At 26.6% G+C, this 25,767-nt stretch carries 18 protein-coding genes, 1 other RNA gene and 2 pseudogenes; 10 read left to right on the top strand and 11 right to left on the bottom strand.

Translation table 11 applies throughout. The annotated features are described in order from the left end of the window. Nucleotides 1-18: 18 nt before the first annotated feature. Nucleotides 19-376: a transfer-messenger RNA gene (gene ssrA / locus U0T58_00860) on the top strand. Between the two features lie 149 nt (nucleotides 377-525). On the opposite strand, the gene nadK is transcribed toward ssrA, so the two are convergent. Beyond that, nucleotides 526-1,395 (bottom strand): NAD(+) kinase, encoded by an 870-nt coding sequence (nadK, locus tag U0T58_00855; GenBank protein ID XBC42451.1) that lies wholly within the window; start codon nucleotides 1,393-1,395, stop codon nucleotides 526-528. Nucleotides 1,396-1,513: 118 nt separating this feature from the next. Between nadK and grpE the strand changes: the two genes are divergently transcribed. Next, nucleotides 1,514-2,071, top strand: a complete 558-nt coding sequence (grpE, locus tag U0T58_00850) for a nucleotide exchange factor GrpE (GenBank protein ID XBC42450.1) — start codon at nucleotides 1,514-1,516, stop codon at nucleotides 2,069-2,071. An 8-nt stretch (nucleotides 2,072-2,079) separates the two neighbouring features. Here the strand turns inward: grpE and ung are convergent. Further along, nucleotides 2,080-2,747 (bottom strand): annotated as a pseudogene (gene ung, locus U0T58_00845) (uracil-DNA glycosylase). Nucleotides 2,748-2,941: 194 nt separating this feature from the next. Here ung and U0T58_00840 point away from each other — a divergent pair. Next, nucleotides 2,942-3,547 (top strand): peroxiredoxin C, encoded by a 606-nt coding sequence (locus tag U0T58_00840; protein ID XBC42449.1) that lies wholly within the window; start codon nucleotides 2,942-2,944, stop codon nucleotides 3,545-3,547. A 123-nt stretch (nucleotides 3,548-3,670) separates the two neighbouring features. Here U0T58_00840 and U0T58_00835 read toward each other — a convergent pair whose 3' ends face one another. After that, a complete protein-coding gene (locus tag U0T58_00835; protein ID XBC42448.1) occupies nucleotides 3,671-4,402 on the bottom strand; it encodes a DUF2076 domain-containing protein in 732 nt (243 codons plus the stop codon). A gap of 627 nt (nucleotides 4,403-5,029) precedes the next feature. On the opposite strand from U0T58_00835, the gene gyrA reads away from it, so the two are divergent. The 3 genes from gyrA (at nucleotide 5,030) to nrdB (ending at nucleotide 11,405) form a co-directional block, all read left to right on the top strand. Further along, nucleotides 5,030-7,561, top strand: coding sequence for a DNA topoisomerase (ATP-hydrolyzing) subunit A (gene gyrA / locus U0T58_00830; GenBank protein ID XBC42447.1), 2,532 nt, complete (start codon nucleotides 5,030-5,032; stop codon nucleotides 7,559-7,561). A 362-nt stretch (nucleotides 7,562-7,923) separates the two neighbouring features. After that, the gene (gene nrdA, locus U0T58_00825) at nucleotides 7,924-10,209 is read left to right on the top strand and encodes a class 1a ribonucleoside-diphosphate reductase subunit alpha (GenBank protein ID XBC42446.1); all 2,286 of its coding nucleotides are present in this window, start codon (nucleotides 7,924-7,926) and stop codon (nucleotides 10,207-10,209) included. A gap of 65 nt (nucleotides 10,210-10,274) precedes the next feature. Next, complete coding sequence (gene nrdB, locus U0T58_00820; GenBank protein ID XBC42445.1) at nucleotides 10,275-11,405, top strand: class Ia ribonucleoside-diphosphate reductase subunit beta; 1,131 nt, start codon at nucleotides 10,275-10,277, stop codon at nucleotides 11,403-11,405. 295 nt (nucleotides 11,406-11,700) lie between these two features. On the opposite strand, the gene pta is transcribed toward nrdB, so the two are convergent. After that, nucleotides 11,701-13,854, bottom strand: a complete 2,154-nt coding sequence (pta, locus tag U0T58_00815) for a phosphate acetyltransferase (protein XBC42444.1) — start codon at nucleotides 13,852-13,854, stop codon at nucleotides 11,701-11,703. A gap of 61 nt (nucleotides 13,855-13,915) precedes the next feature. Then, the gene (locus U0T58_00810) at nucleotides 13,916-15,124 is read right to left on the bottom strand and encodes an acetate kinase (GenBank protein XBC42443.1); all 1,209 of its coding nucleotides are present in this window, start codon (nucleotides 15,122-15,124) and stop codon (nucleotides 13,916-13,918) included. 222 nt (nucleotides 15,125-15,346) lie between these two features. Between U0T58_00810 and nadE the strand changes: the two genes are divergently transcribed. After that, on the top strand, nucleotides 15,347-16,186 hold the full coding sequence (nadE, locus tag U0T58_00805; GenBank protein ID XBC42442.1) for an ammonia-dependent NAD(+) synthetase: 840 nt from the start codon (nucleotides 15,347-15,349) through the stop codon (nucleotides 16,184-16,186). Between the two features lie 202 nt (nucleotides 16,187-16,388). Here nadE and sirB1 read toward each other — a convergent pair whose 3' ends face one another. The 3 genes from sirB1 to prfA form a co-directional block, all read right to left on the bottom strand. After that, a complete protein-coding gene (gene sirB1, locus U0T58_00800) occupies nucleotides 16,389-17,198 on the bottom strand; it encodes an invasion regulator SirB1 (protein ID XBC42441.1) in 810 nt (269 codons plus the stop codon). Nucleotides 17,199-17,358: 160 nt separating this feature from the next. Then, nucleotides 17,359-18,195, bottom strand: coding sequence for a peptide chain release factor N(5)-glutamine methyltransferase (prmC, locus tag U0T58_00795; GenBank protein XBC42440.1), 837 nt, complete (start codon nucleotides 18,193-18,195; stop codon nucleotides 17,359-17,361). Continuing rightward, on the bottom strand, nucleotides 18,192-19,289 hold the full coding sequence (prfA, locus tag U0T58_00790) for a peptide chain release factor 1 (protein XBC42439.1): 1,098 nt from the start codon (nucleotides 19,287-19,289) through the stop codon (nucleotides 18,192-18,194). Before prfA ends, prmC begins: the two co-directional genes overlap by 4 nt. A gap of 312 nt (nucleotides 19,290-19,601) precedes the next feature. Between prfA and lolB the strand changes: the two genes are divergently transcribed. From lolB to U0T58_00775, 3 genes and pseudogenes are all read left to right on the top strand, one after another. Then, nucleotides 19,602-20,144 (top strand): lipoprotein insertase outer membrane protein LolB, encoded by a 543-nt coding sequence (gene lolB / locus U0T58_00785; protein XBC42438.1) that lies wholly within the window; start codon nucleotides 19,602-19,604, stop codon nucleotides 20,142-20,144. Beyond that, nucleotides 20,144-21,000 (top strand): annotated as a pseudogene (gene ispE, locus U0T58_00780) (4-(cytidine 5'-diphospho)-2-C-methyl-D-erythritol kinase). The gene lolB and the pseudogene ispE overlap by 1 nt, the downstream one beginning before the upstream one ends. Before the next feature lie 66 nt (nucleotides 21,001-21,066). Continuing rightward, nucleotides 21,067-22,014: a ribose-phosphate pyrophosphokinase gene (locus tag U0T58_00775; GenBank protein ID XBC42437.1), complete on the top strand. Its 948-nt coding sequence runs from the start codon at nucleotides 21,067-21,069 to the stop codon at nucleotides 22,012-22,014. A gap of 167 nt (nucleotides 22,015-22,181) precedes the next feature. Here U0T58_00775 and U0T58_00770 read toward each other — a convergent pair whose 3' ends face one another. From U0T58_00770 to U0T58_00760, 3 genes are all read right to left on the bottom strand, one after another. Further along, nucleotides 22,182-22,658, bottom strand: coding sequence for a CvpA family protein (locus U0T58_00770; GenBank protein ID XBC42436.1), 477 nt, complete (start codon nucleotides 22,656-22,658; stop codon nucleotides 22,182-22,184). A 55-nt stretch (nucleotides 22,659-22,713) separates the two neighbouring features. Continuing rightward, nucleotides 22,714-23,961 (bottom strand): bifunctional tetrahydrofolate synthase/dihydrofolate synthase, encoded by a 1,248-nt coding sequence (gene folC / locus U0T58_00765; GenBank protein XBC42435.1) that lies wholly within the window; start codon nucleotides 23,959-23,961, stop codon nucleotides 22,714-22,716. A gap of 339 nt (nucleotides 23,962-24,300) precedes the next feature. Next, nucleotides 24,301-25,767: an NADH-quinone oxidoreductase subunit N gene (locus tag U0T58_00760; protein XBC42434.1), complete on the bottom strand. Its 1,467-nt coding sequence runs from the start codon at nucleotides 25,765-25,767 to the stop codon at nucleotides 24,301-24,303.

The raw sequence follows: 25,767 nt of genomic DNA, 5'->3' as shown, positions 1-25,767 counted from the left end.
ATTATATAATCTAAGAAAGGGGCTGATTTTGGATTCGACAAAATTATTGAAAACTAAAGTGCATGCCGAGGGACGGTTTGCCTCGATAAAAGCCGTAAAAAATAGTAGCAAAAAATAAAACCTATGCTTTAGCAGCTTAATATACTGAACTAAAAGCCCTTATTCTTTTTTTATCTCTCAAAATAAAGAAACATTAAGGTCAAAAAACGAGAGATCGCGATCTAAACTAAACTTATAAGTTTTAATCGCTAAAATACTATAAGTAAAAATCTATATCGTGTCTATACGCTTATAGATAGTTGAAAATAATAGACTAAGCATGTAGTACTAGAGTTGTAAAAATTTTGGACGCGGGTTCGAATCCCGCCAGCTCCAAAAATATTATTTCACTTAAACGCGATATAATTCAAAACAAAACAGTTCAAAACTTATATCTTTTACCTAATAACAATTTTAATTATATTTTTAATTGTAATTACATCTTTAACACAAAAATATTATTACTTCTAAAAATTTTTTAAAAAACTATTTTTTCGACCAATTTAATTTAGAACTCAAAATTCCAAAGTAATTGTAATCTTTTGGGTGCACAAAACATAAAGAATCGTTACTCCTTTTAATCAAGATTACGTCATTTTTTTCTACTGATAATATTATTTGACTGTCACAACTTATTTTTAATTTCGACATAGTTTCCATACATCTTAAACAAATTGTACTAGTGCTATCAATTACTAAAGGACGAGAAGACAAGGTATGAGGAAACATAGGAACTAGTACAATTGCTTCTAATGAAGTGACTAAAATAGGACCTCCAGCTGAAAGTGAGTATCCCGTAGATCCTGTAGGAGTAGAAACGATTAAACCATCAGAACGTTGAGAAAAAGCAAAATTTCCGTTAATATATACTTCGAAATCTATCATATGAGCTACATGCTCAGCGTGCAATACTATTTCATTAATAGCTTTATTAATCAAAGGTAGTCCATCCTTTTTAATAATCACCACTTCTAATAAAAAACGATTTTCTTGAATATATTCTCCGGAAAGTACACATGACAACTGCTTTAATGCAGTATCAGGATTTAAATCAGTTAAAAATCCTAAATTTCCCCTATTAATACCAATAATTTTAATTTTATAAGTAGACAATATGCGAGCTGTATACAACATATTACCATCACCACCTACTACTATTACTAAATCACACCGTTTTCCAATATTAGATAATGAATCTATATTAATATTCCCCAAACATAATTGACTAGCTATTTTATCCTCAACAATAACATCATATTTCTCTTTTAACCAATTATAAAGAACTTTATGTGTAGATAATGAGCTAGAATGACGGGGATAACCTACTATTCCAATGCAATAAAAATGTTGTTTCATGAAATTAGTTCCTTTATAATAAAATTGTAAATTGTTATTTAATATATACTGTTTAACAATATAGTATGATTTCTCATATTTAATAAACATAAAATTTAGATACCAATAAGGAAACATTATGAATCATGAAAATCAAAACTTAAATTCTATAAATAACAACGATACAAATATCCAAAATGAAAAAAAACACAAAGAAAATAATTGCTTTAGTAACATAAATCCATTAAATGAACAAATCCTAAATATAAAAAAAAATATAATAGACATAAAATTAAGAGAACAAGCTGAAATAGAAAACATAAAAAAAAAGGCTGACTTAAAAATAAAAGAAATTGAAAAAACACAATTGCAACATTTCTGTGTTCATTTAATTCCAATATTAGATAATTTAAAGAACATAGGAAAAACCATACACAAGTTAAACGTTAAACATAACAAAATTGTAGAAGGAATTTCATTAACATTAAAATCACTATTACATACAATTCAAAAATTTGATCTAGTTATAGAAAACAAAAAAAACATAAAATTTAATTCGTTCTTGCATCAAACAGAACCTAACGAGCAATTAGATAACGTTAATACTTACTACGTCACCTCAATAATCAAAGATGGTTACATATGTCAAGGAAAAATCATACGTAAAGCTACAGTAAGAGTAAAAAAAAAGTTATAAAATATAAATCATAAAAACCAATCAATCTGAATTTTATTTTGCTTTCTTAATAAGATGTTTGTTTTTGAAAAATGGCGGCATCCAAAAAAACCTCGATAAGACGAAAACGGTGATGGATGCGATGCCAATAAAATATGATGTCGATGAACACAAATATTTTTTATTTTCTTTTTAGCATGTAATCCCCACAACAAAAAAATAATTCCTGAATGATACTCGCTGATAATTCTTATAACTTTATCAGTAAAAATTTCCCATCCTAATGTAAAATGAGAACCCGGTTTACCTGATTCTACTGTTAAAACAGAATTTAATAAAAAAACTCCTTGTCGCGCCCAACCTTCAAGACAACCATGTCTAAATAAAAAATTCACACCCATATCATCAATTAATTCTTTGTATATATTTAATAAGGAAGGAGGAATCTTAGCATATTTTTGCACAGAAAATGCTAATCCATGAGCTTGGCCTTCTCTAAAATATGGATCTTGACCAATAATAACTACTTTTATATTAGAAAATTTTGTTAATACAAAAGCATTAAATACTTCATTTTGAGATGGATAAACTATTTTAGTTTTTCGTATTTTAGCAAGAGATCTAATAATATTAACAAAATACAATTTTTTTTTTCTCGTTTTAATACATCTTTCCAATTTATGATATAATTATTCATGAGCGCTTCTTAACTTGTTACCTCAAACTATATTAAAGTATAAATATTATATTACTTGTGTAATTTGTTTATATATTATTGTCTGATTGATTAAAATCAATTCAGAATATTTTTAATGTATAACTAAACAAAACATGCTTATAAATAAAAACAATAATTTAAATCAATAAATAATATATAATAAAGGAGTAAAAATGTTAATAACACAACAAGCACCTGATTTTACTGCATCAGCTATTTTATACAACGATAACATTATTGATAATTTTAACTTTAAAAACTATACTGTTGGAAAAACTACTGTGTTATTTTTTTGGCCTATGGATTTCACATTTGTTTGTCCTTCAGAAATCATAGCATTCGATAAATCCTTACCAGAATTTACCAAAAGAAACACAGAAATTGTAGGAGTATCTATTGATTCAATATACGTACATCATGCTTGGCGTCAAACTGATCCTACAAAAGGTGGTATTGGACCAATAAAATATATAATTGTTTCTGATATAAAAAGAGAAATACAAAAATTATATAAAGTTGAACATCCCACATTAGGAGTAGCATTAAGAGCATCTTTCTTAATTGATAAGCAAGGAATAATTCGTCACCAAGTAATTAACGATTTACCTTTTGGAAGAAACATTTCTGATATCATAAGAATGATAGATTCTCTTAATTTTTATGAAAAATATGGAGAAGTTTGCCCAGCTAACTGGACTCCAGGAAAATGTGGTATTAAAGCTACTCCAACCGGAGCTAAACAATACTTCAAAAATTTTTATGATACGACAAACGCATAATAAAAATCTAAATAAATTCTATTTATGATTAACACAACTGTTTATATAAACCAGCAGAAAAGACAAATTTATTGCTGGTTTTATTCACTTAAATAAAATATACAAAATTAGTTGTTAAAAATTTTAAATAAAATTATCGTCTTCAAAAGTATTACAATCATCATTATTATTGACATCATAATCAGTCTGATTAAACTCTTCCATAGTATTATTTGAATAGGTTGTATCATCACTAATATATTGACTATTATGCATAACATCACTGTCTGAAGTATTTAAGTCTACATCTGAAGCATTCACGTTATGCACTGCATCCATTACTTCTTCTTCAGGCTTTTTAGTTTGAAAAAGATTCATTAACATATTTGCCATCACCACACCACCAGCTACTCCTGCGGCAGTTTGTAATGCTCCACTCAAAAATCCTCCAGTACTATTAACAGGACCAACTTGAGGTATAGCACCAGAACGCATTTGTGTAGGAAAAGAACTAATATTAGAATTAGAACTTTGTACCACATGAGGTTGATTCGTAGTATCATTTGAATACGAATCTGAAACATTTTTAGTTTTTTTTGTCCTAAACAAACTAGATAAAAAACCAGTAGGTGCGCATTTTCCATATTCCCTATGTGTAGCATTATCTTCCAACAAAGAAATTTTATCGTTCAATTTTTTTATTGCTGTTTCTTGAATTAAAATAGTTTGTGCCATATAATATGGTGAATTTGGGTACTTCTCTAACAAATTTTTAATTAATTTCTCGGCTGTATTATCTCTATCAGAAGATTCAATTTCAGTTTTATGTAATCTAGAAAATAAATCCTCTATCAATTTTTTTTCATCATTATTCATAATAAATTCCTCAAATACACATTATAGAATACAATTTTTTACACATATTTTTACAAAGTATTATTTAGTAACAAAACAATGAAAACATAAACTATATTTTAAAAAATAATTTAATATATCTATATAAACTACAACATTCCATAAAATTAATTTGAAACATACTCAAATAATAAAAACTTGTGTATATTCAAATATACTTTAATTATATCAATAACATAGTAATAAAATAAAATTTTTCATTTCAAGTATCACTAAATAAAATAACGTATATATGTTATATAAACATCATACAACAATATTCTGCGTTATTTAAAAATTATTTTAAAAAATCTCTTTAAAACTAAATATCCAAAAAATCGACTCTATCAGTTGTTCTCATCAATTTTAAAATATAATTCATATTATATATATAAATATAATTGACATTAAATTCTTTCAACAATTATTTATAAAAACTTACATTACTACTCATATTATATCCTATACATATTCAAAAAACTTAAAATAGCAATATTAGCATATCATAATACCAAAAAGATAATTACCACATAAAATAATGTTTTTATATTAATCTATTTTTTCATTATGATAATATTATTATTCTTAAAATTATTAAAAAATATAAAAATGAAAAAAATTGCAAAAGAAATAATAAAAATTAACATTGAAGACGAACTTAAAAATTCTTACTTAGACTATGCTATGTCAGTCATTATTGGACGCGCTTTACCAGATGTAAGAGATGGATTAAAACCAGTCCACAGAAGAATATTATTTGCAATGAAAGAGTTAAATAATGATTGGAATAAGCTATATAAAAAATCAGCTAGAATAGTAGGTGACGTTATTGGAAAATATCACCCTCATGGAGATACAGCCGTATACGATGCTATAGTACGAATGGCGCAATCATTTTCACTAAGATACACACTTATTGACGGACAAGGAAATTTCGGATCAATAGATGGAGATTCTGCAGCAGCAATGAGATATACTGAAATTAGAATGTCTAAAATTGCATATGAACTATTAAACGACTTAGATAAAAAAACAGTAAAATTTTTTCCCAACTATGATGGAACAGAAGAAATTCCTGAAGTATTACCTACTAAAATACCAAATCTACTAATCAATGGCTCATCTGGAATTGCAGTAGGAATGGCTACTAACATCCCTCCCCATAATATAAATGAAATAATAAATGGTTGTCTTGCTTTTATAAACAACGATCAAATTACACTAAAAGAACTCATGGAACATATCCCAGGCCCCGATTTTCCTACTGCAGGGATAATCAATGGATGCAAAGGTATTACAGAAGCATATCGTACAGGAAAAGGGAAAATTCATATTAGAGCAAAAAGTAAAATCGAAATTCAAGAAAGAACAAAAAAAGAATCTTTAATTATTTTCGAATTACCTTATCAAGTAAATAAATCACGCATAGTTGAAAAAATAGCAGAACTAATAAAAGATAAAAAAATTGAAGGAATCAGCGGATTACGCGATGAATCAGATAAAGAAGGAATGAGAATAGTAGTCGAAACCAAAAAAGAAGCAAAATCAGAAATTATCCTCAATCAATTATATTCTTTAACTCAATTACAAGTTTCTTTCGGAATTAATATGGTTGCTTTGACTCATGGACAACCAAAAGTTATGTCACTTAAAGACATTATACGTGAATTTATATCTCATCGTAAAACGATAATAACTAGACGTAGTTCATTTGAACTAAAAAAAGTTCAAAAAAAAATACATATTATTGAAGGATTAATAATCTCTTTAAAAAACATTGACACAATAATTTCATTAATTAAAAATTCTAAATCATTATCAGAAGCGAAACAACAACTATTATCCCATAATTGGTATGCAAATAATTTAAAACATACAGACAATATATTAAATGATAGTGTTCTTCAATCGTGTTTTTCACAATCTAAATTCAATCAAAACAATTCGTTGTTTCTGACTCAAATACAAGTAAATGCGATATTAGATTTACGTCTTCAAAAACTAACTCATTTAGAATCTTCAAAACTGATTTTAGAACACAAAAAACTTATAGAATCTTCTATAACATTAAAAAATATTCTACAAGACACTAATAAATTAGTCAGTGTTATGAAACAAGAACTAATTAATATTAAAAATAATTTTGGAGATAAAAGACGTACCCAAATTATAAAAAATTATGAAGATATCAATGTTTCAGATATGATAAATCAAGAAGATGTAGTAGTAACTTTATCACACTCAGGGTATGTAAAATATCAACCACTATCTACTTATGAAGCACAAAAAAGAGGTGGAAAAGGTAAATCAGCTGCAAAAACAAAAGAAGAAGATTTCATAGAAAGTTTACTTGTAGCTAATACACACGATACAATTCTCTGTTTTTCTAGCAGAGGAATAATATATTGGATGAAAGTATATCAATTACCAGAAGCTAGTAGAAATGCCCGTGGACGCCCAATAGTTAATCTTTTACCTCTAGATACGAAAGAAAGAATAACAGCAATATTACCTATTTCAGAATACAAAGATAGTATAAATATTTTTATGGCTACCGCTAAGGGAATGGTCAAGAAAACTAATTTATGTGAATTTAAAAGACCAAGAACAGCAGGAATAATTGCCATTAAATTAAAAAAAGATGACGAATTAATTGGTGTTTCTCTTACAAACGGAGAAGATAAAATAATGTTATTTACTGCAATAGGAAAAGCTGTCCATTTTTCCGAAAAATCAGTTAGAACAATGGGAAGAAATACTTCTGGAATGAAAGGTATTGCAATAAAAAAACAAGACAAAGTTGTTTCTTTGGTAGTACCTAGAGGAACTGGCAATATACTAATTGTTACAGAACATGGATACGGAAAGAGAACAGAAATTTGTGAATTTCCAATAAAATCTAGAGCTACTCGAGGAACAATTGCAATAAAAATCACTAAAAAAAACGGAATAATGATTGGTGCTATGCAAGTAATGGAAAATGATCAAATTATGATTATAACTGACGCTGGAACGTTAGTTAGAACTAGAATATCAGAAATTGGCATTTTAGGAAGAAATACACAAGGAGTCATTTTAATTAGAACTTCAGAAAAAGAAAAAGTAGTCGCTGTACAAAAAGCAAATGAATCATTCTTATAAACAATGCAAAATACTTAATATATGCTAACAATATATTTATCACTGTATATTTTGCATAAAATATACAGTTTAAAAATATATCTCAAAAGATAAAAAAATAAAAAATAAAATATTAATTGTATATCTTTCGTAAACGTAACAATAAAAATTTTATAATACATAATATAATACAATTATTTATTTTTAATATTATATAATAAATCCTTAATGTTACATTAAAAAATTAATTATTTTAAAATTTTAAACTCTATTTTACTAATAAATTTTATAGTTGAAAAATCTTGATCGTAAACAAAATATTCATCCATATTCATACTATATAAAAAATAATAAACAACATATGCTTAAAAATTAGGACAAAGATGAACAAAATACTACTAGTTACAAAACGCAATGGGAAAAAAGAACTAATTAATTTAGATAAAATTCATCGAGTGCTAAATTGGGCAGCGAAAGATCTAAAAGATATCTCTATATCCCAAGTAGCACTAAAATCTAGGATACAATTCTATAACTGCATAAAAACTACTACCATACACAAAACTATTATCAAAGCTGCAGCAGATTTAATTTCTGAAAATTCTCCTGATTACCAATATATGGCTGCTAGATTAGTTATATTCCATCTTCGTAAAAAAGCTTTTGGTCAATTCAATCCTCCTGCTTTATACACACACGTAAAAAACATGGTAAAATTAGGTAAATATGATAAACATTTACTTAAAGATTACTCTGAAACTGAATATATACAAATGAATTCTTTTATTAAGCATTGGCGTGATATGAATTTTTCTTATGCAGCAGTCAAACAATTAGAAGGAAAATACTTAATACAAAACAGAGTTACTAAAAAAATTTATGAAAGTGCACAATTCTTATACATTATAATATCAGCATGCTTATTCAGAAAATACCCACAAAAAAAAAGAATGAAATACATAAAAAATTTCTATAATGCAATCTCTACTTTTAAAATTTCTCTTCCTACTCCCGTTATGGCTGGACTAAGAACTCCTACACGACAATTTAGTTCTTGCGTTTTGATTGAATGCGCTGATAATTTAAATTCTATTAATGCAACTACTAATGCAATTGTAAAATATGTTTCTCAACGTGCTGGAATTGGAATTAATGCAGGAAGAATTCGAGCATTAGGAAGTCCTATAAGAGGAGGAGATGCATTCCATACTGGATGTATTCCATTTTACAAACTTTTTCAAAGCGCCGTAAAATCATGCTCTCAAGGCGGAGTGCGTGGTGGTGCTGCTACAATATTCTATCCTATTTGGCACTTAGAAGTAGAAAATTTGTTAGTATTAAAAAATAACAGAGGCATAGACGAAAATCGTGTACGCCATATAGACTATAGCGTGCAAATCAACAAATTAATGTATCAACGTATGATATCAGGACAACATATTACTTTGTTTAGCCCATCAGATGTTCCAAACTTATATAGTTCTTTTTTTTCTGATCAAAAAAAATTTGAATTTTTATATAACAAATATGAAAATGATATAAACATTCGAAAAAAGAAAATAAAAGCAACTAATTTATTTTCACTAATTATGCAAGAAAGAACATCTACTGGACGAATATACATACAAAACATTGATCACTGCAATACACATAGCGCTTTTAATCCAAAACTTGCACCTATTAGACAATCTAACTTATGCTTAGAAATCACATTACCAACTAATCCATTAAATGATATTAATGATACAAACGGGGAAATTGCACTTTGTACTTTATCCGCTATTAACTTAGGTTCCTTAAAAAATCTTGAAGATTTATCAGAATTATCACATTTAATAGTCAGAGCACTAGATGCAGTATTAGATTACCAGAATTATCCACTTTCAGGAGTTAAAAAATCAGTATTATCCAGAAGATCACTAGGAATAGGAGTAATAAATTTCGCATATTATTTGGCTAAAAATAAAGTAAGATATTCAGATGGAAGTGCAAACTCTCTTACCCATAGAACATTCGAAGCCATACAATATCACTTATTAAATGCATCATGCAAACTAGCAAAAGAAAAAGGTGCATGTACTTGGTTTAATCAAACAACGTACTATCAAGGCGTCTTACCTATAGACACCTACAAAAAAGAAGTAGACAACGTTTGCAACGAACCGTTACATTTAAACTGGGAATCGCTAAGAAAAAAAATAAAAAAATATGGTTTACGAAATTCTACATTGTCAGCATTAATGCCTTCCGAAACATCTTCTCAAATTTCCAATGCTACTAATGGTATAGAACCACCAAGAGGATTCATTAGTATAAAAGCATCAAAAGATGGAATGCTTCGACAAGTTGTTCCTGAATACAAACAACTAAAACCATATTATGAACTATTATGGAACATTCCTAATAACACTGGATATTTGCAATTAGTTAGTATTATGCAAAAATTTATCGATCAAGCCATTTCCACTAATACTAACTATGATCCAAAATCATTTTCTAATGGGAAAATACCTATGAAACAATTAATAACAGATCTATTAATAGCTTACAAATTAGGTATAAAAACTCTATACTATCAAAATACTAGAGACGATGCAAAAGATTGTCAAAACGAACTTTCATTTCTTACAAATAACAATAATTGCGATGATGGAGCTTGCAAAATATAAATTAACTAATTTTTTTAATTCGCACATAAGTAAAACATATTTATTCATGAAGGAAACCATATTATATGGCATACACAACTTTTTCTAAAAATAAAAACAACCAACTATTTGAACCAATGTTTTTTGGACAATCTGTTAATATTTCTAGATATGATCAACAAAAATATGAAATTTTTGAAAAACTAATAGAAAAACAACTATCTTTTTTCTGGAGACCAGAAGAAGTAGATTTATCTAAAGATCTAATTGATTTTCAAAATCTTCCGGATCACGAAAAACATATTTTTATTAGCAATTTAAAATATCAAACTCTACTAGATTCAATTCAAGGTAGAAGTCCTAACGTAGCTTTTTTACCACTCGTTTCCATTCCTGAATTAGAAACGTGGATAGAAACATGGTCATTTTCAGAAACTATTCATTCTAGATCGTACACACATATTATTAGAAATATAATTAATAATCCTTCATTAATATTTGATGATATTATTAACAACAAAAATATAGCGAGTAGAGCACAAGATATTTCCAAATATTACGACAATCTTATTGAAATGACTAGTTATTGGCATTTATTAGGTGAAGGAACACATATAATTAATGGAAAAAGCATTTCAATTAATTTACATGAACTTAAAAAATTGTTATATCTTTGTTTAATCAGTGTAAACGCATTAGAAGCTATTAGATTTTACGTAAGTTTTGCTTGTTCTTTCGCTTTTGCAGAAAGAGAAATCATGGAAGGAAACGCCAAAATAATTAGGTTAATTGCTAGAGACGAAGCATTACATCTAACCGGAACTCAACATATCCTAAATATATTAAGAAATGAAAAAAATAATGAAGGAATGTCTGAAATTTTTCAAGAATGCTACAAAGAAAGTTATAACTTATTTATTGCAGTATCAAAACAAGAAAAATTATGGGTAAAATATTTATTCAAAAATGGATCTATGCTTGGATTAAACCAAGAAATTTTATCACAATATATTGAATACATCACTAATGTTCGAATGAATTCTGTTGGATTACCTATGCCATTTGTAATTACTTCTAATCCTATTCCATGGATAAATTCTTGGTTAATTTCAGATAACGTACAAGTAGCTCCTCAAGAAATTTCTGTAAGTTCTTATTTAGTTGGACAAATCGATTCTGATATTAATGATACTGAATTTAATAAATTTAAATTATAAATGACATATTCAACTATTAAAATTTATAATAAAAACTATATTATTTATTATAAACCACAAAAAATACCTTTACTACTTATACTAAAACACAATAACGTATATATAGAACATCAATGTCAACAAGGATTTTGCGGAGTTTGCAAAGTTAAATTACTTAAAGGTAATATATATTATGAGAATAATATTTCTCCTCTCGCTTATCACGCCTTAGGAGACATTTTCCCTTGTTGTTGTATCGCAAAAAACAATATTGAAATTAAAATTTGAAATTTATAATAACTTTCATTACATTTTCTTATTGTTCAGATTGAACTACTGTTGCAGCAATAGTATATACTATGTCTTGAACTGAAGCTCCTCTAGACAAATCATTAACTGGTTTTTTAATACCTTGTAATATTGGACCAATAGAAATAATGTTCGCAGATCTCTGCACTGCCTTATATGTAATATTCCCTGAATCAAGATCAGGAAATATAAACACTGTAGCTTGTCCACCAAGCGTAGAATTATGACATTTTAACTGTGATACTATACTATCTATTGCTGCATCATACTGAATAGGACCCTCTATAATAAGATGAGGACATTTATTTCGCACTATATCAGTAGCTTTCTTCACTTTATCTACTTTTTCTCCACTACCAGATATTCCTGTTGCATAAGATAACATTGCTATTTTAGGCAATACTCCGAATGATATAGCAGTATCAGCAGATTGAATCGCAATTTCTGCCAATTGATCCGCATTAGGATTAGGATTAATAGCACAATCTGCATACAATAATACACGATCCGGCAATAACATAAAAAAAACAGAAGATATTAAAGAACTAAACTGAGATGTTTTAATTAATTGTAAAGCAGGAAGAATAGTATCAGACGTAGTATTAACAGATCCCGATACTAATCCATCCACTTCATTAGATTCTAATATCAAAGTAGATAAAATAGCATTATTTTCAATCATTTTTTTTGCATCTTCTACAGTTATTCCATAATGAGAACGCAACTGCACTAATCGTTTAATATAATTATTTCTTATTAATATCGGATTTAAAATTTCTACGCTTGATTCTAGTTTAACATTATTCAATTTAGCAATATTTTTAATATTTGTTGGATTTCCCAATAATACACAACGTGCAATTTTTTGAATCGAACAAATAGAAGCTGCTTGAATAATTCTTAATTCATTCCCTTCAGGAAGAAGAATCTTCTTCTTATTTTTCTTAGCTAAATTTAACAAATTATAAATAAATACTGACGAACATACCGGATATTCATACATATATTTATTTTTAAAACATGTTTTCAAACTATTATCAAGATGAATTGAGACATATTTACGAACTACGTTAAATTTATTAATATTTTTAGTAGATATCTTAAAATTAAATTGTCGTAATAACAAAACTGTTTGTAACATATTCTTTTTTACTAATAAAATGGGGAAATAAGCTTTTTTTATAGAAAAACATGATTTTATAAAACGTATACTAAATTCATTACTATCTGTTATCAACACAGCAATAATAGAACTGTATTTCTTTATATTTTGACACATTTTTTCTAAATCATAAATATTTTCGTTACATGAAAACAATAATACTGTACGAACAAAAAAGCTATTATCATATTTAAAAAAATTATTTTTGTCATATATAACAATAGATCTAACAAATAAAGCACTTAAACCATAATTATTTATAACATGTGCTCGAAAGTACAACGATATCTCTTCTAAAGTTGGCTCAATCAATTTTGCATTCCATGGAATATATCCTAATATCGGCATATTATAGTACTTGTACAACATATTTTTATCAACGCAAGTACTAACTTTTATTTTTTGTTCTTTTTTTCTAGTATTAGATATATTAAGATAATTTAAATAATTATAAAATAATTCAAATCTTACTATTTGAAATTCATTAATTATAATACCTTTAACATTAATATTTTTCTTATTTATAAAATATGTTTTAATAACTTCTATCGTATTCTTAATATCAACTATATCATTTCTTCTTATACTGCATATAAAGATAATTTCTGCGTTAATTGCCCTTGCAATTTCATAATTTATTATATTAGACAAAAAGGTAGAAGTTTTTAAACATACCCCTTCAAGACATAAAACACTATCATATTTTTTATTACGATCTATCTCTAACAAAATATCCTTTATAATGTTTTGTTTTTTTCTTTCTATTAAAAAATGATTAATATTATCCACTCTAACTGGTTTAAGACACAAAACAGAACTCATCTTCTTTAAAATTCTTGTAGTATGATCAAGTTTACAATTGTTGTCTATAACATTAAAAATTGGTTTAAAAAAAATTATGTTACAGTTCTCATCATGCATTTTTTGAATGAGTCCTATACTAACAGTAGTCAATCCAACATTCGTTCCTATAGGAACTAACATTAAGATACGCTTCAAAATAAACTCCAAAAATATAAATGTTATTTTAAAATCATTATTAATTTAAAAAAGTTGTATTTCAATAATTACTAGTCAATGACATTGCTTCTTTTGCTATTACTGCTTCTTCATCAGTAGGTATTACTAATATAGATACACTATTTCTTTTATTAATCGAACCTTCTCGACCCAATCTAGTTAATAAATTTAGTTTTTTATCAATGTTACAGTTCAATAAAGACAAATTAGAAATTGTGATAGTTCTAATTAAACAAGAATTTTCACCAATTCCACCGGTGAAAACAATAGCATCTAACCTTCCTTGCATTAAAACAGTGTAAGCACTAATATATTTAGACAAACGATGACAAAATATATCAATAGATAATTTTACTTTTCTATCAAACTCATACCTTTCTTCCAAATTACGTAGATCACTACTAAATTCATTTAATCCTAATAATCCAGATTTTTTAATTAAAGTATTTTCAATATCTTTTATACTCATTTTTAATTTTTTATACATAAAAAAAATAATCGCTGGATCTATATCACCACTTCTAGTACCCATTACTAATCCTTCTAACGGTGTTAAACCCATTGAAGTATCTACACAAACACCATTTCTAATAGCTGCTATCGACGCACCATTGCCTAAATGACAAGTAATAATATTTAATTTTTTCACCGGAATTTTCAAAATTTTAGAAGCACGACACATTACATAAAAATGACTTATACCATGTGCTCCATATCTTCGAATACCATAGTTTTTATAGAAACTATAAGGAATAGCATATAAATAAGACACCTCAGGCATTACACTATGAAATGCCGTATCAAATACAGCTACATTTTTTTTTTTTAAATGAGGAAAAATGTTTAATGCAACCATTATTCCTAATAGATTCATAGGATTATGTAACGGAGCAAAACACGAAACATCTTTAATATATTTTATTATCGTTTTATTCACTATTACTGACTTGTTCATCTTAGATCCACCATGAACTACTCGATGTCCTATACATGAAATATTATTAAAAATCGTTAAATTTCTTTTTAAAATACTATCTGCAACAAATTTAATTATTTTTTCATACTCCATCTTTTTATTAAATTGATAACTATACTTTTTAGTATTTAATTTCCATAAAAAATTTGTCTTGTGAGAAGACAAAAAATCAACTAATCCTGATAATATTATTCGATCTTTATTAGTATTTACAACAGAAAATTTTAAAGATGAACTTCCGCAATTTAACGTTAAAACTAATCGATTAGGCATAAACGTTTCCAAATTTATAAAAAAATTTACTTCTTCATAAAAACATACATTTTATAAAATTTATCTCAAAAAAGATATTCAAAACTAAGTATTCAGAAATATTTGTTAAAAATTTTTCTAATATATCCAAAACAACCATAATTTATAATTGAATTTGTTCTTTCCAAATATTATGTATATAATGCATCTTTAAATGTTTATATTTTATAAGAGATATACACTATGAACTTACAAAAAAAAATTATTACAACTTTAGGCGTAAAACCTACCATTAATCCCAAATTTGAAATTCATAGAATAGTACATTTTATTAAAACATATATGCTATATTATAAAAATATAAAAACATTAGTTTTAGGAATTAGTGGCGGACAAGATTCTACATTAACTGGAAAATTGTGCCAACTAGCAATAAAAGAACTAAATCAAAGTTATAACTATAAAAACTACAAATTAATCTTACTATGCTTACCGTACGGAAAACAAATAGATTTAGAAGATTGTCAAGACGCAATAAATTTTATTCAACCTGAAATAACATTAAATATTAATATAAAAAATTCTGTATTAAGCACCGAAAAATCACTAAAAAAAGCAGGAATAAATACATCTAATCGCATACGAGAAAATAACAAAGCTAGAGAAAGAATGAAGGTACAATATGATGTTGCTCATGCGCATAATGGAATTGTAATCGGAACTGATCATGCCTCCGAAGCAATTACTGGATTTTTTACAAAATATGGAGATGGAGGATCAGATATTAATCCTATTTCTGAACTAAACAAAAAGCAAGGAAAACTTTTACTAAAAGAATTAAAATGTCCATCTCATCTCTATCTTAAACCACCCAGAGCAAACTTAGAAGATACTCATCCATACAAAACTGACGAAGAAATTCTAGGTGTTACTTACCTTGATATTGATGCCTATTTAGAAGGTAAAAAAATTGATAAAAAGTGTCAATTGATCATTGAAAAACATTTCATTAATACTCAACACAAACGCCAAATGCCAATAACGCCACATACACTATCAAAAACTCTAAAAACACTAACATAAATTATATTACATTATATTAATAACAACATTTTATATAGTTTTAAAACAACACAAAAACTAAAGTTCAACATAGTTTATAAATATTTAAAAAAACTACTAATTACAATATAAAAAATTATGTATCTTATTATACGCTCTTACTTGAGATAAGCAAACTTCTAAATACATACTTATATGTAATAAATCAATAAATATAACGCTCTCAATGTAAAACAAATTTTTTCTTTTCTATAGAATGAATTTGAATTTTTATAATTTCACTAATAGGATCTTCAGGGCAATGTTCTACGAAATAAATGAGATCAGTTAATGCAATATGATTACATTCTAATTGAGCATATATCAAACCCCGATCACGTATTTCATAAGGATCGTTGGGATTAATCCTTAATAATGTATTACTAACATTTAATGCTAACTCCATGTTTTTTTCTTCTATTAATGCATTCTTTAATGTATCTAACATTTTTCGTATTACCGTTAAATGTTGAGCTTTTTTTAAATCGTTTTTGTATAGTTCTGCTGTGGGACTTATATTACCTTTCAACCAAACTTCTAAAACATGTTCATCTAATGTTTCTCCATTAAAAGGATTTATTAACCACATTTTTTTATTAAATTCATCACAACGTAAAATAAGTTGAGTAGGAAAAATAACAGGCATAAGAGGAAGATGTAATTGCTGAGCAATATGCAAAAATATTGCTCCTAAAGAAACTGCAGTTCCTTTACGCGTTTTCAAAACATTGTCTAACCATAAAACGTCAGACAATTTATAAACTCCAGTAGCACTACCAAATTTCCAATGACTATAAAATAATTCTATTAACTTCTTCAATTTACCATCGATCTTTTTTTCGGATATTACGTAAGACCTAGCTTCTTCTACTCTATTTTGTAACTCCTTGGCAACCACATCAGCAGGAAAATCCGGTCGAATCAAACACAATGTAGCAACAATAGATTCACACAATGGTAGCTTAGAAACATCAGAACTAAAAAAAGATATCATACTATTCCCAATAATTGTATTACAAACACTTACTATGTAGTCAGTAAAACTAAAATATAATTATTGATTATACATCAACACAATATCATTATAACATGAAATAATTACAATTTATTAAAAGCAAATACGTAGTTTATACATTAAAATATAAAATCTACATTTATTTCTTTTGGCCTACTGTAATTCTATCATTTCCAGAATAATCTTGATAAGTCATTATATTAGAAAAATGATATTTTTTAAACAACGCTTGTACTCGCACTCTTTGCATCCAACTATGTTCTATTAATAACCAACCCATATTGTTTAAATACCTTTTAGAATTCTTAATAATATAACTAATAGCACCTAATCCATTATTAGTAGAAACTAATGCAAAAAATGGTTCGAATAACAACTCTCTATCCAAATTATCAATTTCACTCAAACCAATATAAGGAGGATTACTTACAATAATGTCAAACGTTTGATAAATAGAACTAAACCAAAAACTATGAAAAAATACAACATTATTTAATTGCAGTATTTGCGCATTTTTTTTAGCTATACAAATAGATTCCTGTATACAATCTACTCCTATAACATGACAATATAACTTAATACTAGCCAATGCTAATGCTATGCATCCACAGCCTGTACCCAAATCTAACACTTTTTTGTAATTGACATTTTCTAGTCTTGTTAAAGTGTGCTCTACTAAAATTTCAGTATCTGAGCGAGGAATTAAAGTAGCATGAGATACAATCAAGGACAAAGACCAAAACTCTTTTTTTCCAACCAAATAAGCAATAGGTTCGCCGTTCATTCTACGTCTTAATAAACTATTTAATTTTACAAGATCACTAACAGTTAATTTATAAGAACCATAAATAACTAACCAACTAATATCTTTTTTAGTGACATAACTCAGCAAAATTTCTGCATCTATTCTAAAACTAATAATACCAACACTTTTTAATTTTAAATATGCTGCATTTAACCACAATTTAATATTCATGAAGTTAACATACTGGTATTATCAAAAAGCTTAGATAAACAATTAGTTTGATACTCTTGAACAATAGGTTCAATCAACAAATCTAAATTTCCATTTAATATTTCATCTAGAGAATACAACACTAGATTAATTCTATGATCAGTTACTCTATTTTTTGAAAAATTATATGTTCTATTTCTGTCTGAACGTGCACCGCTACCTAGAAGTTTACGACGTTTAATAGACTCTTCTTTTTGACGTTGAGAAAACTGGTCTGCTTGAATTCTTGATACTAAAACAGACAATGCCTTCGCTTTATTTTTATGTTGAGAACGTTCATCTTGACATTCTACTACATGACCAGTAGGAATGTGAGTAATTCTAATGGCAGAATCTGTCGTATTTACATGTTGTCCACCTGCTCCGGAAGATCTAAAAGTATCAATTTTTAAATCATTAGGATTAATTTTTTTTATTTCTTCTTCCGGCACTACAGGAATAACAGCAACAGTACACGTTGAAGTATGAATTCGTCCTTGAGATTCTGTTTTAGGAACTCTCTGCACTCTATGACCTCCAGATTCAAATTTTAATTTTCCACATACTCCTTTACCAGTAATCTGAACTATAATATCTTTAAATCCACCTTGATCGCTATGAGTAGCATTAATAATTTCAGTCTTCCAATGATATGATTCTGAATATCGAGTATACATCTTAAATAAATTGCCAGCAAATATAGCTGCTTCGTTCCCGCCTGTAGCCGCTCTTATTTCAATAAAACAACTTCTTTTATCATATGGATCATCAGGCAATAACAGCATCTTCAATTGATTTTCTAATTTAAGTTTCTTTAAATAAACTATTTTTAGTTCTTCTTCAGCTATATTGTGTAATTCTATATCATTTAACAAATGAGAGATTGCATCTCTGTCATCTTCATTTTTTTTCCAATCAATAAAACAACTATTTATATTAAACAATTTTAAATGTTCCTTAGACAATTCATGAAATTTATCCTGATTAGAAACAATATTGATATCAGATAACATTCTTTCGATTTCTTCGTATCTTTTGTGCAAAGCTTCTAACTTTTTTATAATAAAAATATTCACTGTATGATGACTTTTCAATTAATAATTCTTGATATAATTATATACATAGTTTTCCTAATTTTTATAGATCTGAAGCTAAAAACAAAATAAAATAGTTATTGAAAACATATAAAAAGTTGCTTTTCAACCATTTCTTTAAAGTTCATATTAAAATAACATTCCTTATAAAATTTATATTACATCCTTTACAAAAAATGATAAAATTTGTTTAATACACATTAAGCGATATACATTGAAATCTTTTTTTATTACATGAAATTTAAGTATTTTCTTTTTACTGTAATATTTAGTCTAATAAGTACTTCATGTGCCATGAAAACGTCTAATGTATTAGAAAATAATTTTACATGGGAAAAACAACAACGTGCTCTGCAAAAAATAAAAACGTTCCAAGCAAATGGTTATTTATTACTTTTATCAAATAGAACCAAAATTTTTAGTAGATTTTATTTTGAAAAACATACACCAACATGTTTTTCAATAACACTGATTAACTTTATTGGACAAACACAATTAAAAACTATTTTTTGTAAAAACATCTGCAAAATTTTAGATAACACAGGAAAAATATACGTTAATAAGCAACCAGAAATAACTTTCTCTGCAATTACAGGTTTAACAATACCATTAGACTGTCTTAATAAATGGATTGTTGGATTACCCGAAAAAATACATAGATATACTTTGAAAAATGCACATATACATACATTACAACATCTTTACAAAAAAAAATTGTTGAAAATAATATATTTATATTACAATAATAAAAATGTTCCATTCTTACCCAATATAATCAAAATGAAACAAGGAAATAATTCTATTGTTTTACACATTAACAATTGGATTTTAGAATAATGCAAACTACCTGGTTTTCTCCTGCAAAAATTAATCTTTTTCTGTATATTACAGGAATACGCACTGATGGCTATCACAACATTCAAACACTATTCCAATTATTAAATTACGGAGATATAATATACATTACTCCAAATAATAGTGGACACGTAAAACTATTAACGAACATTCCAAGAATACCCTATTCTCAAAACATCATCGTCCTAGCAGCACAACTATTAAAAAAAAAGCACAAAGTTACTCGTTAAAACTAGGAGCCAACATTTCTATCAAAAAAAATATACCAATAGGAGGGGGATTGGGTGGAGGATCATCTAATGCTGCAACAATATTACTTGTATTAAACAAATTATGGAATATGAAATTTAAAATCTCACAATTAATAGATCTTGGAACACAATTAGGAGCTGACGTTCCCTTATTTATAATGGGAAAAACATCAATAGCAGAAGGCATAGGAAACATATTATTTCCCATAAAAACAACAAAAAAATGGTACTTAATTACTTATCCAAACATTAAAATTTCTACTAAAAAAATTTTTTCTCACCCAAATTTGAAAAAAAAATCAAGAAGAAAACACATTGATTCATTATTAACAACATCATTCAAAAACGATTTCGAAGAACTTATAAAAAAAAAATTTAAAAAAATAAATAATTTAATCACTTGGCTATCTCAGTATGCACCTTCTCGAATAACAGGAACAGGATCTTGCATCTTTTCTGAATTTAACTCAAAAAAAGATGCAAACAAAATTTTATTTATGTTACCTGCTAAAACTTATGGATTTGTTACAAGCAGTACTAATATTTCAACTTTACACAAACAATTACAATCGCATCATTTATTTTAAAAATCATATTTATAATATTAGAACACATAAAACACTTATACATTCCTATACTTTGAGGTTTTTATCGTGCCCGATATGAAATTGTTTTCCGGAAACTCTATTCCAAATTTAGCAAAATCTATTGCTAATCGACTATACATGAATTTAGGGAACGCATCAGTAGGACGATTTAGTGACGGAGAGATTAGCGTTCAAATAAACGAAAACGTGCGCGGTAATGATGTATTTATTATTCAATCAACGTGTTATCCTACTAATGACAATCTTATGGAATTAATAGTAATGGTAGATGCCTTAAGAAGAGCATCTGCAGGAAGAATTACAGCTGTAATTCCGTATTTCGGATATGCAAGACAAGATCGTCGAGTTCGTTCATCTCGAGTTCCAATCACTGCAAAAGTAATAGCTGACTTTTTTTCTAGCATTGGAATAGATCGAGTGCTAACTGTCGATCTTCATGCTGAACAAATTCAAGGATTTTTTGATGTTCCTGTTGATAACGTATTCGGAAGTTTAATTTTACTAGAAGATATGTTACAAATAAATCTTAAAAACCCCATAGTGGTTTCTCCAGATATTGGAGGAGTAGTAAGAGCTAGAGCTATTGCAAAATTATTACACGATACAGATATGGCTATTATTGATAAACGAAGACCCAACACTAACGTATCACAAGTTATGCACATAATTGGAGACGTTGCTAATCGTGATTGTATTTTAGTAGATGACATGATCGATACAGGAGGAACGTTATGCAAAGCTGCAGAAGCACTAAAAGATAGAGGAGCTAAAAGAGTTTTTGCATATGCAACACATCCTATTTTTTCAGGAAACGCAGCAGAAAATTTAAAAAATTCATACATCGATGAAGTAATAGTATGCGACACTATTCCTCTACCAAATAACATAAAAAAACTATCCAATGTAAGAACGTTAACGTTAGCTGAGATGCTAGCAGAAGCTATCCGAAGAATTAGCAATGAAGAATCTATATCTGCTATGTTTGAACATTAATAATTAGTTGACTTGTCTTTAATATAATAAAAAAATTTGAGTACAATAAAATTATTATTTTTATTTACTGTACTCAAAAAATTATGAATAAAACTAATGATTGTTCTATACGAAATTTAAATTACATTCATATTATAAAAATATTTTGTAAAATTGCATATTAACTACTACATAAAAGTATTTTTTATAAAAAATTTTAAAAACATTTTTATAAAATAATTGTAATAAGGAACTAATAACGAACTTTTAAAAATTCTACTATTGATGAAACCATTTGAAAACTCTAAAAAAAACAATGCTATACAAACAATCAATATGCCTCTTATCATACCAAACACTACTCCTAGTATTTGATTTAAAATAGACAAATGAAATTTCTGTATAACAATAGTAATTAAATAATTTAATACTAACTTTAAAATCAGCAAAAAAATAAAAAAAATTAAAAAATTAATTATATATTTTGTAATTTGATTATGAAAATAAATTGAAAAGAAAGAAAAAATATAATAATACTTGAAATATATATATATTCCTATTCCCCAAATAAAAACAGATATAATTTCTTGAAAAAATCCACTAAAAAAACTAGTTATAGTAGAAATAACCACTATGACTATTGAAATAAAATCTATTATATTCATAAATATTCAATATATCATTTTTATAATGTAAAGAACTTCAAAAAATTTCTTAAAATTATTTATTTATATCTTTAAAAACATCATACATTTCACGTACTATATAGAAAGATCCAAATATTACGATAACATCTATGATTTTTACCATACTTTTAACTTCTTTCCAAGCACATCTAACACTACTAAAAGCTTTAGAAAAATGTATAGGTAAATGTTTTACAATTTTTTTAGCAGAAATACTACGCTGCGTTTTTAATTCAGTACAATACCAAAAATCCACTATGGAAATTAGCGGAGAAACAATACTTAAAATATCCTTATCTTGTAATACTCCTATTATAGCATATATTTTTCCAATTCCTTTTAAATTAGTTAATTTCCTTGATAAATGTTGTGTAGCATGATTATTATGTGCTACATCCAAAATTACTATAGGATGATAAGAATATACTTGAAATCTCCCACAAAGCGACATCTTATCAATACAATTTTTAACAACATTTTTTTTTATAGAAAATGTTGATTCAGAAATAGCAGCTAACGCCGTAGCAACATTAATTAAAGATACCTTTGGCAAAGGAAGATCCAAAAAGCAAAAATCATTGCTTATAAAATCCCAAAAATTGTCATACTTTTTATAAAACCAATCTTGATTTATCCATTTTGCATTAATTCTATTTTTTCTAATAATACATTTTACAATATTTGGAATATTCTTGCTAGAAATAATTGCGACTTTATTGTTTCGAAGAATTCCAGACTTTTCTATACCAATTAAATCACGATTTTTTCCTAAAATGTTCATATGATCCATTGCTATATTCGTAATGATGGAAATATCTGGATCAATAATATTAGTAGCATCAAATCTACCTCCTAAACCAACCTCTAAAATAATTACATCCAACTTTCTATGCTTGAATAAATATAAAGCAGACAAAGTAATAAAATCATGATAAGTTAATAAAAGAGCACCACGAACACGTTCAATGTTAATAAAAGAATCAACATGTAAACGCTCTTCTAATTCATGTCCATTAATACGTACTCGTTCAGTATATCGAAATAAATGAGGAGAAGTATACAGTCCTACACGATAACCATGTTCTAGCAATATTTTTTCCAATACGAAACACGTCGTTCCTTTTCCATTCGTTCCTCCTACTATATAAACAAACCTGTTCAATTTTAATATTCCTAATTTTTTAGCAATATAAATTGTATTATTAATATTATTGCATTTAATATTCAAATAAAATTTTTCGAGATAACTCATCCATTCTAAAAAAGAAAAAGATTTAATCATACTATTTATCCATATATCATCGAAAACATCGTTTCATCCAAAAATTAAAAAATTTTCTGATATTAAGGTTATTCACATGAAACATTAATTATAAACTATATAATTTCGATTATCATTATTAAAATACATTCTAAACACTAAAACTTTTTAATAAAATTTAAAATTATAAAACTTAACTATTTTCATATCATATCAAAGTTAAAATCAATTTATGTTAAAAATATATTATATATTTATAAAATATATAAAATAATAATTATACATGTATAATAATTAAAAATCATACAATTCTATTATCAAAATAAATACAATTCAAAATCTCATCAATATCGAATCGAATTAAAATATAATAGGTTCAGATTTTGAAATTATATCTATAATTGCATTAGGATATATACCTAATATTAATACTAATAACGATATTATAAATAAAAAAAATACATATTTTTTACTATTAATATTTACAACGATTCTTTTTGTATTAAAATTATCAAGCGGTGCTAAATATAAACATGTAACTATTCTTAAATAAGAATACATACCAATAATTGATCCTGTAATAAAAACAATACCTAATAACCAAAAATTTTCTTTAATTATTAATGACAACAAATAAAATTTTCCAATAAAACCAATAGTTATAGGAATTCCAGATAAAGAAAATAACATTATAGTCATAATGCTTGAAAAAATAGGATTGTACCAAAACAAACCACGATAACAAGCAATAGAATCAAACTGTGACTCATCATCTAAATGAGAAATTATACTAATTAACCCTAGTATACCAATACTAGATAATAAATAACTAATTAAATATATACCAATCGATTCTAAAGAAAAATTAAAATCGTTAGAGGATAACAAAGATGTTAACAAATATCCAGACTGAGAAATAGAAGAATATCCTAAAAATCTTTTAATACTAGTTTGAAACAAAGCCATAATACTACCGAAAATAATAGATATACACAGCATAATTTCTAATACAATGTTAAAAACATCTATATGAAAAAATATCAAAAAAATAAATATTTTAAAAAACAAACTAAGCACTGTAATTTTAGTCGCAATAGATAGGTACATTAATGCTACTGAAGAAGTTCCTCTATAAACATCTGGAGTCCAAATATGAAATGGAAATATAGATAATTTAAAAGAAAAAGCTAAAATAACTAACCCTAAACCACATAACAAAACACTATCTGGATGTGTAATAGATACTAATAATTCATATATCAAACTAGAAAATGTAAGACTTCCCGTAATTGAATATATCAATGCAATACCAAATAATGCTAACACCGAAACTGAACAAGATAAAATCATATATTTTATAGCCGCTTCTAAAGAATTTCTCTTAAAATACGTATATGCAATCAATCCTAAAGTAGGTAAAGACATTAATTCCATTCCAATAAATAAAATAGACATATGATTAGCAATAATTAATGAAACACAACCAATAGTAGAAAATAATAACAATAAATAAAATTCTTCACGATTATAAATACAATTTTTCAACCACGAATATGAAAAAATGCACGAAATAATACTCGAAAAAATAATTATAACAAGATATAACAATGAATACTTATCTATATGAAACAACATAGTAACATCTATTGGTACACTCATTCGAACTATGTATAAAGATAATAAAGACAATATTAATCCTATAATAGAACATAAAAAAGTAACAAAGTGATTACGATTACATGCAATAGATAACATTGTAATTATTACAGTTAATAATAAAATTAATAATGGAGAAAATGCTATCAACTGATTTATAGTTATTATCAT

Origin of the sequence: Buchnera aphidicola (Meitanaphis elongallis), assembly GCA_039830015.1 — a bacterium.
Classification (GTDB): domain Bacteria; phylum Pseudomonadota; class Gammaproteobacteria; order Enterobacterales; family Enterobacteriaceae; genus Buchnera_B; species Buchnera_B aphidicola_AU.
The sequence above is the reverse complement of the archived record's forward strand: the minus strand, read 5'-3'. Positions and strand labels throughout refer to the sequence as shown.